The 13,316-nt window shown below is 33.7% G+C and carries 12 protein-coding genes; 2 read left to right on the forward strand and 10 right to left on the reverse strand.

The window, feature by feature from the left end; translation table 11 throughout:
- Positions 1–148 precede the first annotated feature (148 nt).
- A complete protein-coding gene (locus BN3326_RS08305) occupies positions 149–2,434 on the forward strand; it encodes a helix-turn-helix domain-containing protein (protein ID WP_069998715.1) in 2,286 nt (761 codons plus the stop codon).
- 53 nt (positions 2,435–2,487) lie between these two features.
- On the opposite strand, the gene BN3326_RS08310 is transcribed toward BN3326_RS08305, so the two are convergent.
- Complete coding sequence (locus BN3326_RS08310) at positions 2,488–3,567, reverse strand: Gfo/Idh/MocA family protein (RefSeq protein WP_330389666.1); 1,080 nt, start codon at positions 3,565–3,567, stop codon at positions 2,488–2,490.
- Entirely contained in the window at positions 3,564–4,736 is a 1,173-nt protein-coding gene (locus tag BN3326_RS08315) for a Gfo/Idh/MocA family protein (RefSeq protein ID WP_069998716.1), read from the reverse strand. The genes BN3326_RS08310 and BN3326_RS08315 overlap by 4 nt, the downstream gene beginning before the upstream one ends.
- 185 nt (positions 4,737–4,921) lie before the next feature.
- On the opposite strand from BN3326_RS08315, the gene BN3326_RS08320 reads away from it, so the two are divergent.
- Complete coding sequence (locus tag BN3326_RS08320) at positions 4,922–5,686, forward strand: AraC family transcriptional regulator (protein ID WP_069998717.1); 765 nt, start codon at positions 4,922–4,924, stop codon at positions 5,684–5,686.
- 31 nt (positions 5,687–5,717) lie between these two features.
- Here BN3326_RS08320 and BN3326_RS08325 read toward each other — a convergent pair whose 3' ends face one another.
- From BN3326_RS08325 to BN3326_RS08360, 8 genes are all read right to left on the reverse strand, one after another.
- On the reverse strand, positions 5,718–6,890 hold the full coding sequence (locus BN3326_RS08325; RefSeq protein ID WP_069998718.1) for an HlyD family secretion protein: 1,173 nt from the start codon (positions 6,888–6,890) through the stop codon (positions 5,718–5,720).
- A 79-nt stretch (positions 6,891–6,969) separates the two neighbouring features.
- On the reverse strand, positions 6,970–7,659 hold the full coding sequence (locus BN3326_RS08330; RefSeq protein ID WP_069998719.1) for an ABC transporter ATP-binding protein: 690 nt from the start codon (positions 7,657–7,659) through the stop codon (positions 6,970–6,972).
- Positions 7,652–8,812 carry an ABC transporter permease gene (locus BN3326_RS08335; protein ID WP_069998720.1) on the reverse strand — a complete coding sequence of 387 codons (1,161 nt, stop codon included), beginning with the start codon at positions 8,810–8,812 and terminating at the stop codon, positions 7,652–7,654. The genes BN3326_RS08330 and BN3326_RS08335 overlap by 8 nt, the downstream gene beginning before the upstream one ends.
- A 298-nt stretch (positions 8,813–9,110) precedes the next feature.
- A complete protein-coding gene (locus BN3326_RS08340; protein WP_141722884.1) occupies positions 9,111–10,010 on the reverse strand; it encodes a glycine betaine ABC transporter substrate-binding protein in 900 nt (299 codons plus the stop codon).
- Positions 10,011–10,032: 22 nt separating this feature from the next.
- Positions 10,033–10,632, reverse strand: coding sequence for an ABC transporter permease (locus BN3326_RS08345; protein ID WP_069998721.1), 600 nt, complete (start codon positions 10,630–10,632; stop codon positions 10,033–10,035).
- Positions 10,632–11,282 (reverse strand): ABC transporter permease, encoded by a 651-nt coding sequence (locus tag BN3326_RS08350; RefSeq protein ID WP_069998722.1) that lies wholly within the window; start codon positions 11,280–11,282, stop codon positions 10,632–10,634. The genes BN3326_RS08345 and BN3326_RS08350 overlap by 1 nt, the downstream gene beginning before the upstream one ends.
- Entirely contained in the window at positions 11,267–12,400 is a 1,134-nt protein-coding gene (locus BN3326_RS08355; RefSeq protein ID WP_069998723.1) for an ABC transporter ATP-binding protein, read from the reverse strand. The genes BN3326_RS08350 and BN3326_RS08355 overlap by 16 nt, the downstream gene beginning before the upstream one ends.
- Positions 12,401–12,674: 274 nt before the next feature.
- A complete protein-coding gene (locus tag BN3326_RS08360) occupies positions 12,675–13,304 on the reverse strand; it encodes a GntR family transcriptional regulator (RefSeq protein ID WP_069998724.1) in 630 nt (209 codons plus the stop codon).
- Positions 13,305–13,316 lie beyond the last annotated feature (12 nt).

Here is a 13,316-nt window from a genome sequence, read left to right on the forward strand (position 1 = left end):
TATCCCTAACTATCAAAATCTATTTTTCTTATGTACGATTCTAGCTTAACTTGAAAGCACCTGTATATTATGATATCCTTGAATTAATTATGTTCAAAAGTTTAAAGCTAAAAAACTAAAAGAGAGACAGCATATGGGGGCTATTTACATGAGGAGAGGTGTAAAATTCAAAAGCAATATAATTAGCTGGAGAGGCTTTCAGCGTTACCTATATAAAATAATTTTATCAAATATTTTTCTCATTCTAATTCCCATTTGTATATTGGGAATTTTCTGGTATGCGATGATGTTTAATCAGGCTGAAAATAAGTTTTATGAACAAAAATCTATCGCATTAAATGAAATTGTATCTTCTATTAATCATAGAATAAATGCCGTAAAACTAGAATTATCTGCGGAAATACTGGATAGAAAATATAGCACTTATACTTTTTCTACTGATGACTATAGTACGAATTTGTCAATGTTGATAAGAAAGCTATATACTGTAAAAGAGAAATATCATATAATAGACTCTGTTTCTTTTTATGATATAACTACTGGGAAAATTTATAATTCAAAGAGTGGAAGATATGCATTTGATGATTTTTACGATAAAAAATGGTTAGATGAAATAGACAAAAATATTTATAGTATTCAACAGCTGCCATTGCGTTATGCATTTGATAATGAAGAGCTATTAGATACTCCTAATAATATCTATAGTGAGTTTAATAAATTGGTCCTATCAATAGTACTAAAAGGAAGACCCCATTATTATCTGATGGCCAATGTAAGTATCGATAGACTCTATAATGAAATTGCTGATACCTATAACGTGCCTCACTATAATGAAGAATTTTTCTTGTTGAATTCTGATGGACAATTAGTGGTGGGAAAATGTAATTATTCAAATCCTGAAACCCTTCTGGCTTCATTAACAAGCTTAAAGGAAAAAGAAGTAACCTATATCAAAGAAAACAACCGAATTTATTTTTTAAAATTACTTGATTTTGGTATTTATTGTGTGGCCTCCTATCCTGCACCTGAAGCTTATCAGGAGTCCCATTATTTAGGCAAATATATCTTAGTAGTTTGTTTGAGTTTAATTTTTTTCCTATTGATAATATCAGTCTATATGGCAAAGAGGCTTTACCAGCCTATTAACACCTTATACTCTGATATATCCGAAAATACAAAGAGTCTGCACAAGAGCAATATATACGATGAAATTGATATGCTGAAGCTTGCTTTTTCTGAATTAAGTACCTTTAATGCCAATGCCAAATTAAAATTAGTTCAGTTTGATGAAATAAATAAAGCTTTTAATTTCAGAAGCTTCTTAGAAAATTCCCGAGACAAAGAGCAGTTTGTGCGTGATCATCCTTATCTATTTGATGAAGATGGCAATTGCCTTTGTGAAATGTTGATACTAAAATTTGATATTACAGACATGCTCATGTCAGTGGAGGAAGAAACGTTATTTCTCTTAAATTTACAAGAAGTCTTACGAACCTATTTACAGACCTCTATGAAAGGCGTTTTAACCAAAATTGAAGATGATAATCTGATACTGTTATATCATAGTAATGAAAGAGAAGATCTTGAACAAACCAGGAAAATTTTGACAAACACGATTATTAAACTAACTCATGAAAATGCCTATTTCGGATTGAGTCAGCCTATTCAAAATGTGGGAGAAATAATCACCCAATATCAAATCTGCTGTGATTTAATTAAAGCTTCCTATTTCTTCAGTTGGAAAAACGAGATCATAACTGAGGAAATGATTGAAAATCCTAAAGATATGAATGATATTTACAATATGCTGATAAATATTAATGCCTCTTTTATTCGTTGTATTGTTTCACAAGACGAATCTGGTATTACTGAACTTTTCAAAAAACTAGAAGTGGAATTACGGAAAATTAAAAATTATTCTCAAGTTAAAGATATCTATAATCGGATTTTAGTTGAACTAGATCACGAATTTCATTTTAGCAGTTTCATTGAAACAAATCTTTTACAGGCTTTAAACGATAATAAAACATTAGTAGATATGATGAATTTTATAAAAAACCTACTTATGCAAGTAAGCCAACAATATGGAAATAATGATGCAAAAGAAAATAACTACTGTGAACTCGCAATGCATTATTTGGATAATCATTATATGAAGGATATGAATATTACAGATACGGCAGATGACTTAAAGATTAGTTATTCCTATCTAAGTAAGATATTTAGAGCACGAACCGGCATGACTTTAACTGATTATCTGAACAATACCCGCATCGAAAAAAGCAAAGAATATCTGACCAATACTTTTTTAACTTTAAGTGAAATTTCAAAAAAAGTGGGGTACAATAATGTACAAAGCTATCAGAGATTCTTTAAAAAATATGTAAATCTAACCCCAGGAGACTATCGAAAATTACATGAAAACAAGAAATAAAGAAGCTGTGGCTCATTGAGTGCACAGCTTCTTTAGTATGAATTTTTTAAATGTTATTTTAGTTTAACAGCCTGCATTTGTGCTTTTACACATAATTCAGCTGCTTTAAAAGCATGCTCCTGAGTCATTGCATTCTCTGTTCGGTTAAGACAATCTAAAATCAACTGTCCAAAATACGGATAGCCTACTTTCCCGGCAATATTATACATAATTTCTTCTTTTTGATTAGCCAAAAAAACTTTTCCACCTTCTGGTGCAACACCTATATTCACATATTTTCGCAATTCAATATAACCTTCCGTTCCTAAAATAAAGGTTCTTCCATCTCCCCAACTGGAAAGTCCATCTGGTGTAAACCAGTCAACTCTAAAATATCCGCTTGCCCCGTTATCGGCCACTAAGGTTGCATCGCCGAAATCATCCAATTCTGGATAATCCGGATGGGCGTAGTTTGCAATCTGGCTGCGAACAACAGCCGCATCTTTAGCTCCTGTATAATATAAGAATTGTTCGATCTGATGGCTGCCAATATCACATAAAATTCCGCCGTATTTATCTTTTTGGAAAAACCAATCCGGTCTTGCCGGAGCACTTAAACGATGTGGTCCCATACCGATCGTTTGAATAACTTTACCAATAGCTCCCTTTTCAATGAGCTGTCCTGCAAATATGGCATCTTCCACATGAAGACGTTCACTGTAATAAACCGCGTACTTTTTCCCGGTTTCTTTTACTTTTGCTTTTGCCTGCTCTAGCTGTTCTAATGTAGTAAGAGGCGCTTTATCCGTAAAATAATCTTTCCCCGCATCCATAACACGTAGTCCTAGTGCGCATCGTTCAGATGTTACTGCTGCTCCTGCTACCAATCGAACTTCCGGATCACTTAAGACCTCCTCTTCACTTCTGGCACGTTTTGCCTGAGGATATTTTTCGCAATATACATCCAATTTTTTAGGATCTGGATCATAAATCCATTTTAATGTACCACCTGCTTCCAAAAGTCCATTGCTCATCCCACCGATGTGCCCGTGATCTAGCCCTATAGCTGCAAAGATAAATTCCCCTTCTTTTACTACCGGATTGGGTTTCCCTTCTGGCATAAAATTATACCCATCTTTCATTTTTATCTTCATTTTTCTCTCTCCTCACTATCATAGTCGCTACCAACTGTTATTTTATCATTTGCAAAATTTGTAACCGAACCAGTCTTTTCATAAAAATGAATGGCATGATCCTGAATGCCTTTGGCGGTATAATAAGGATCGCCTTTTTCAATCGGCAAAGAGATTGTTCTTTGTTCAAAACCAGCTTTATATATGGCTGTAATAAGTTCTATAGTCAAGCGTCCGCTTTCTCCTGTAATGAGCGGCTGACCTCCTGTTTCAAGCGCAGTTAATACATCGTCGATTTCACCCTCATGACCGGTATGAGCTAGTGTCGGCATATTTTCAATATCTTGCGTCAATTCTTCTTCTAAGCTTTCTGCTTTTTCTGGAAATCCATTTGATGTGGAAACAGATGCCCTTACCTTCCACGGTGCGGATATTCTAGCTTTTTCACCTTGAAAGATAATCTGCTGCTCTTCGCCATGATGGATAACAGAGCTGGTAACCTGTGCAACAGCGCCTTTTTCATACTGCAAAGCGGCTATAGAGATATCTTCTACTTCTGCATTATCATGGGCTGCATTACTAAGTAGCGCCTGAACTTTCTGCGGCATACCAAGCATCCATCCTAACATATCGATATGGTGAACTGCATGATTTAAGGTACATCCACCGCCTTCTTTTTCCCAAAGACCTCTCCACCACAAATCATAATAGCAGTGACCTCTCCACCAATGAGAATCGATTTGTGCATGAAGAATTCTTCCAATTTTACCACTGTCTAATATCTTCTTTAAATGCCATATAGGATCCTTAAATCGGTTTTGCGCAATGATAGCTAAAACTTTATTGCTTTGTTTTTGTGCTGCAATCATCTTATCACATTCTTCTAAAGAGGCTGCCATGGGTTTCTCTACAATGACATTTTTCCCAGCATTTAAGCAGTCAACAGCTATCTCTGCATGACAAAATGGCGGGGTACAAATGCTAACCAGATCAAAATCCGCCTTCTCTAATAATTCTTTATGAGAATTAAAGATTTCTACCTTCAATCCAAACTCTTTAGCTTTTGCCTCGCACTTTTCGGGATAAATATCACATAATGCAACAATTTTACATCTGTCTGTGAATGCCAGATAGGCATTAATATGAGCTGGTGATATACCACCAGTTCCAATTACTGCTACTTTAATCATAGTTATACCCCCATTGATTAACCTATAAATTGAGTTACTGATACTTATATCTTACTAATCAGCTGTCCTATTGACCATAAACAGAGTATATTTTTTTTATAAAAATTAAAGAATTATAATACTACTATTCTAAAAATATGTTATTCTATAACGGTATACTATTTATATACTAAGGGAGATCACAGATGGAATTCTCAAATTATCCAACCATGATATATTTTGTTCAAAAAGAATGCTCCACAAACTGGAAACTGAACGCGGCAAATATTAATTTCTGTGATTTAGTCTTTGTTCAAAGCGGCAGCGCCGATTATATCATCGATAAAAACCCCTACCACGTCGTGGCAGGGGATGTAGTCTGTATTCAATCTGGAAGCAGCCGCATTGCCAGCACAACTGGAATGACCTGCGTTTCTATTGACTTTTTAGTTGAAGATAATGATCTACCCATTCCACTCCCTCATGTGACCTCCAATGTGGATTTAACTGAATTTGAACCTTTATTTACATCTATTAAGTATGAATGGCTTCAACAAACCCAGGGTTACCGATTAAAATGTCAAGCTCTCTTTGGTCTGATCTTGTACAAACTTTTGTATAAACAAAATAATATAGAAAAATCCCCTTATATCAAAGCCATAAAAAAATATGTTATTGAACATTATCAGGAGAATATTACTGTAACCAAACTTGCCAAACTGTTAAAATTAAATCCTGTTTATTGCGGTTCTCTCTTTAAAAAATCTGAGAATCAGACTATACAAGAATTTATTACCCAGGTACGTATCAATAAAGCAGCAAATCTATTGCAATTAAGAGAACATAACGTTAGTGAAGTAGCTGCTCTTACCGGATTTAATGATATTTATTATTTTAGTAATACCTTTAAACGCATTATGAAAGTATCACCCTCCGAATATAAAAATAGCCATCTAAATACTGTTTTGTAATCTGTGAGTTATTAGTTCTAGGCATTCTAAGCTACCTAAGTATTATTTTTATATCTGCTGTTAGTCCTGGTTTTAATAAGGCCTTACCTTTTTCTATTTCTATAATAGCTTCTATAATGGTATCTCCATCTTTTTCTATAGCACGCTCAGATACTCTAGAAATACTTCCTATTATCTCCTCTTTTATTTCATCAGCAAGGGTAATACGTGCTGACTGCCCTGTTCTCACAGATCTTATTGATTCCTCAGGAATATCTGCTGTAACATAGATTGTGTCTTGATACATGGCTTTTAAAACTGCTCCCATCCCGCTATTTATCTCTGTCCCTTTCATACAATTGATATCATATATAATGAGATTATCTTCTGGTGCTATAATAGCATTATCTTTTAGGTATGGTTTATCAAGCTTGTTTTTCATAGATGTAAGCATTAACTTAGAAGTTGCAATCTTTAACTTGAGGGCCTCTATACTTGAAACCTTTTGCTGATCAGCATTATTAAACTGTATCTCAGTACTTTTAAGTTGGGTATTAAGGGAACTTATTTCAAGCTTCCTATTAGTTTTAACTTTTTCTATAGCTGTAAGGGTATCTTCTTTTTCTTTCTGTCTGTTTTTTAGTTTTTGCTCACTCAATTTAAGCGTTTCTTCAGATATGTAGTCTACTTCAAAAAGCTGCTTATTAGCTTCATATTCGTTACTTGCAAGTAAAATAGATTGTTCTATAATCTCTAAACTATTTTGTAAGGGTTTTAAATCTGGGTCCTCACCACTTATCACATAATTTTGCTTAACCTTTAATTCTTCTCTTATACGACTAGCCTCTAACATTTGTGGATTATTATTAGCCTCTAATTCTTTTAGTTTTATTTCATCCATATGTATTTCATTTTCTTTTGTCTTAATCTGAAGCTTGTAGTCTTCAAAATCTAAGCTAAGTAATTTATCTCCTTTATTAACTATTTCCCCATCTTTTATATAAACTTCCTTAACTATAGCTTGAAAATCAATAATAATTTCTTGATTTTTAGCCACATTAACATTCCCATATACATCGAGTTCCTGTTTATCACTATCTATGTACTCAGTATAAGTTACGTTATTGGCTGGTTCACTTTCTCTTCCACCGCATGCTGTTAATAAACTTACTATGCAGCATATACTTATTATTTTAACGCCATTGCCTAGTTTTAAAGTTTTCATGCCTTGCCCTCCTCATTTCATTTACTCTATGTCTTAAGAATCCTTATAAATACTATCTTAACTTTAGAAGTATATATGGTTAATCATTTTGTATATCCATACTGATTCTGCCATCTTTTATCTCCACAATACGATCAGTTTTTTCTGCAATCCTTTTATCATGCGTAATAATAACAAAAGTTGTTTGGAACTTTTCATTAATATCTCTCAAAATTTTGTAAATATTTTCTGTTGACTCTGAATCAAGATTACCTGTTGGTTCATCAGCTAAGATAATCTTAGGGTTGTTCATTAAAGATCTTGCAATGGCTGTTCTTTGCTGCTGACCACCAGACATATTATTCGCCATATTATTTCTAATATTTGATAACCCTACTATATGTAACAATTCCTCAGCTCTTTCAATGGCTTCTTTGGAAGGCTTTTGTTTTTGAATAAGATAGGGCATCAGAACATTTTCGAGTGCTGTGAATTCTGGCAGTAAGTAATGAAATTGAAAAATAAACCCTATACTCTTATTCCTAAGCTCTGCTAATTCATCTTTATTCATCAGATCAGTTCTATTCCCATTTATATAAACTTCTCCACTAGTGGGTTGATCTAGTGTCCCCATAATATTTAAGATAGTGCTTTTTCCACTCCCAGAAGCACCTATAATAGCATTAAAAGATTTAGCCTGAAATGATAGGTTAACATCATACAAAACTTGTGTATTAATAGTCTTTCCATATATTTTATTTATTCTTTTAAGTTCAATAACCTTATCCATTTTTAATCACCTCTATAGGACTTATCTTCGCTGATCTCCTAGCTGGTACTAAAGCTGCCAACGTAGCAGCTAGCAGTGCAAGGATTGCTGAAAATGTAACAAATGCATAATCTATATATAAAGCGATAATAGGCGTCCCATCTGTATTAACAGCAAACTTTGTAAAAGTATATGCAAGCACGAGTCCAAAGCATACGCCTAAAACAGCTCCCATTCCCCCTAATATAAATCCTTCAAATAAAAAAATCTGACTTGCAGTACTATCTTTAATACCCATCGCCTTAAGAATACCTAATTGCCTTGATTTTTGAAGAACTGTTATGGCAAGTACACTAGCTATCCCCAGAATAACCGATACCATAACAAAAACCTGGATTAAATAACTAGACATACTTTGACCTTTAAGTCCACTAAGAAGCTGTTCATTTTGAGCTTTCCAATTATCTATTGTAAAATCAGAGTTGTTTAAAGTATCTTTTAAGGACTCAGCTAGGGTATCTGCCTTAAATACTTGGTTTATTTGAATTTCAACCGATGTTATGGAATCTCCGAATGAAAAAGTATCTTGGGCAGTTTTAAGATCCGTAATAAGCCACGACTCATTAATACTTGCTACCTTAAAATCATACACGCCTGTAATAGTCACTTTAGTTTTTGATCCTTGAGGGGTAATAATAGTAATACGATCTCCTAGAGCTATTTGTAGTTCATTTTTTAAATCTATGCCTATAAGTACTTCCCTCGCTCTCTTAGGCTTTTGCCCCTCTATAAGACTTGTATTCAACTGATAAATCTTATCTGCATCTTCATATATAAATCCTCGCACAAAAACAGGAAGTGTTTTAGTACCAGATTTAATAAAAGCTGGAAAATCTGCTGCTACTGATACTGCTTTAAAATCAACGTTTTGATTTTTAATAAACTCAAAAAGCGTTTCCCACTTCTTAATTTTTCTGTCATCATTTTCTGAACTAATCGTAATATGAGATGACCTGCCTATAGTTGTATCTATCAGGCTTTTTTGAAGTCCTTGTATAAGTGAACCAATAAATACTTGGACAGATACACCTACTGCAATGCCTAGCACAATTAATAATGTTTGTGCCTTACTTGAGTGTAAGAACCGCGCAGCTATTTTAAATGCCAGCCTCATATTTTCACCCCCTCACAAAGTATTAAATTTATTTATATTAGTTATTACATTTATATATAATGTTTATCATATAGTAATTATTATTATATGATAAACATTATATGATAATCAAGTGTTTTACCAATGATAGATATAAATAACTAATACTTATTCTAAATCTCTTATTAAAATAAAATATATTCTTAACATACATCCTTAGAATCAAAAAATCGCCCCAAATAACTATTTAAATATTAGTTATTTAAGGCGATTTTATTAAAATTATACTTACTAAATCACTATTCTATTTTAACTTTAACTACTTAACAAGTCCTTTCGACTCTAAGAATCCTTTAGCAACTTCTTCTACAGACTTTTTCTCAACATCTACTTGATAATTAAGAGCTGTCATATCTTCATCACTAATTTTTCCACCGAGCTTATTAAGTACTGCTATAAGCTCTGGGTACTTCTTTAATGTTTCATTACGTATAATTGGGGCTGCATAATAAGGCGGGAAAAATCCAAGATCATCTTCAAGGATCTTAAGATTATATTCAACGATTTGTCCATCTGTTGCAAAAACATCTGTCACATCCATTTGACCGCTTCCTATGGCTTGGTACTTAAGTGCAGTATTCATTTTAGCAACATCTTTAAAGCTATCAATACCATAGGCTTCTAAAAATCCTTCAAATCCATCTTGCCTGTCAAAAAACTCATGCTCTGCTCCAAATACTAATTCACTCGCTACATCAATAAGGTCACTATTTTTCTCAAGATTGTATTTTTCTGCAATCTCAGCTGTAACGCCCATGGCATAAGTATTATTAAACCCTAAAGGGTCTAGCCACGTCACACCAAATTGAGAGTCAAACTCAGATTTAACAATCTCATATACTTGATCTGCATCATTAATAACATCCATCTTTAATTGAGCTGTAAGTCCCGTCCCAGTATACTCTGGATAAATATCAATGCCTCCGTTTTTAATGGCTTCAAAATTTACAAAAGTACCACCCATATTCAGTTTACGTTCTACTTGAATAGTTGTATCATTTTCAATAAGTTGTGCCATAATCTCTGCAAGCACAATATTTTCACTAAAATCTTTAGAACCTATTACAACTTTTTTTGAATTACTACATCCAGTAAGTACACTGCTTATTAGTAGTCCTCCACATAATCCTAGTGTGAGTAATTTTTTAATTGTTTTCATTTTTTTCTTCCTTTCCTATCTTTTATTTGTGGCCTTTGTACATTTTTATTTCTATTCGAGTCATTACAAAATCAAATAACAAAGCAAGTATAACAACCGGTATAGCACCTGATAAAATAAGTTTAAAATTATTGGACTGTATGCCTCTATAAATGGGATAACCGAGTCCCCCAGCGCCTATAAGCACGCCTATTACTGATATGCCTATTGCCGTTACCATAGCAATTTTAATACCTGAAAAAATCATAGGAAATGCCAGAGGAAGTTCTACTCTAAAAAGCCTTTGCCATTTAGACATACCCATCCCTATAGCAGCTTCTTTAATATAAGGACTAATCGATTGCATACCAGTATAAGTATTACGAATAATAGGTAAAAGTGAGTAAAGAATAAGCCCTGCTATAAGTGTTGTATTCCCTAGGCCAAATATAAGCATAAGCATTGCAAGAAGTGCAAGAGATGGAATAGTCTGAACAACGTCAGCTATACTTAAAATAATTGTATCTACATATTTCACCCAATAAGCAATTACACCTAACATAACCCCTATCACAGCTGAAAAAATACACGCTATGAAAACAATATATAAATGCTGTATTGTATAATTTAAAATACTTCCCATTATTTTCCCCCCCTTACCTTTAATCCGCGAGGAGTCACGAGTCTTTGTAAGCCGCCAATAACGCTACCTATTAAAACAGCCATAATAGCCGCAGGAATAGCCCCTGCAATAATATAGTAATTGTTTGTTGTAGAAAGTCCCGTCCAGATCAAGTCACCAAGACCTCCAGCACCTATTAGAGCAGCAAGTGTCGCCCAGCTAACAATATATACTGTAGAAATCTTAATACCGCTCACAATAGTAGGCAGTGCTATAGGAATTTCTACTTTAAAAAGAATCTGCATGCTCGTCATACCTATCCCTTTAGCTGCCTCTTTGTAGTGCTTATCAACTTCTGCAATACCTACGTAAGTATTCGTTAAGATAGGAAGTATTGCATATAGGGCTAAAACAACGATAGCTGGCATTTTTCCTATACCAAACAGCATCAGTGCAAAGCCTAGCATCACGAGTCCCGGTATTGTTTGTATGATTCCTGCAAATCCTAATGTTAATTTAGCTGCCTTTTGATATCTAGATAGTATGATACCTGCTGGTATAGCGATTAAAGCGCCTATAAATACTGCTGTTATAACAAGTTCTGTATGAACCATAAGTGACTGTGAAATCATTTTTTGATTCTTAATAAGAAATTCTATAAATTGATACATTCAAGCTCACCCCACAATGCATCAGCTAGTGCCTTAACCATGCTTGTTTTATTAATAATACCTATCACTTGATTATGATCATCAACCACGACGAGATAATCTCTCTTAGATTCAATAAGTATGTCAAAAGCTTCTTTGGCTCCCATATCTTTATGAATAAGTTGTGCTTCTCTATTAACAATCTCGCTAATCGGCACACCGACTTTACCATGATTTTTTAAATCCTCAATAGTAACGATCCCTTTAAATACTGCATCTTTATCTGTAACTATAATAGAATTAACTTTTTTACGCTTCATGAGTTCCAGGCACTCTAAAGTTTGCTTTTTCTCTATCGTTTTTACAACATTTACATTCATGAAATCTACAGCTCTTAAATCTTGGTTATTATTATAAACGCTGCGTTTTCCCATAAACTCTCGAATGATATCATCTGCTGGATTTCTAAGCATTTCTTCTGGTGATGCCATTTGAAGTATTTTGCCTTTATCCATAAATACAATTGTATCTGCCATTTTTAAAGCTTCATCCATATCATGGGTAACAAAAATAATTGTTTTACCTAGTTTTTGCTGAAGTGTTTTAACCTCATCTTGAAGTGCATCTCTTGTTAGAGGATCTAGTGCTCCAAAAGGTTCATCCATAAGTACAATAGGTGGTGAAGCAGCAAGTGCTCTTAAAACACCTACCCTTTGCTGCTGACCACCACTAAGTTCTGTAGGGTACTTTTTGGCATATTGTTCATAAGGCATACTTACAAGTTCTAAAAGTTCTTTAGTACGCTCTGCGCATTTTTCTTTATCCCATTTAAGCAGTTTAGGGACTACACAAATATTTTCTTCAACTGTCATATTAGGAAATAGCCCTATTTGCTGTATAACATATCCAATTTTTCTTCTTAAGGTTACGGTATCTACACTGGCAATATCCGTTCCATCAATAATGATTGAGCCACTTTCTGGTTCAATCAACCTATTAATCATTTTCAGCGTAGTCGTTTTGCCACATCCACTGGGGCCAATAAGTACTATAAATTCTCCTTCATTTACTTCAAAGCTAAGGTTATCAATTATCTTAGTTTTTCCAAAGCTCTTACTTATGCCACTAAATTTAATCATCATTTCACTCCCTTACTTCTAATTTATTCGACTCGATCTGACAACTTCATTTTTTACGCATGGTTGTCAGTTTACCTTCATATTATAATAGAAACTTACAACTTTGTCAAACTTGACTAAATATACAATTATTTTTATACGTTTTAAACAAGAGTGATTATAGTGTTAAGTTTACTTTGACCTGCAAAAAAAGCATACTATCATAAGCCCTTTGGCTATTTATGATAGTATGCTTTTAAATAACAAACCTATATATTCCTTATACGTAATTGTTTTATACATGAAAGTCTTTTATAAATTCTTCTACTCTTCTATAAGATGCTACATCTCCAATAATAATAATACTATCTTCTTCTTCAAAAATAGCATACGGTCCTGGCGATAAAAAGATTTGCTCCCCACGCCTAATACCCACTATTGTAGCCCCAGTGTTTTGCCAAAACTTTGTATCTGTAATCGTCTTATTAATAATAAATGAGTTTTTTGGAATTTTTATTTCATACTGATTAATCGCTTCAATTTCCTTTGACTTCTCATTTAAACTAAACATCTTATCAATCATATTTAAGATACGATCATTGATTTCATCTCTTTGCTTAATGAGATCCTTTAACTCATGTTTAAGCTCTCGATAGGTTTTACCTCTATTAAACTTTTCCATATATTTGTTAGCATTTTCTTTTGATAGTATGATAGCTCCGCTATTAGGCTGCACGAGCACAATATCCATATCTGATAGAAGTCTTAGAGATCTGCGTATTGTTTCAGGTGAAACCCCGTATTCAGAGGACATAAGCGATCGGCCTGATATTTTACTATTTTCCTTTAATTCACCTCTTGCAATTCTAGATGCTATATCAAATGCTATCTGTGCATAAATAGGTGGTGCTACAGAGTTATTCATACAAAATGCCTC

The organism is Cellulosilyticum sp. I15G10I2, assembly GCF_900095725.1.
Classification (GTDB): Bacteria; Bacillota; Clostridia; order Lachnospirales; family Cellulosilyticaceae; genus FMMP01.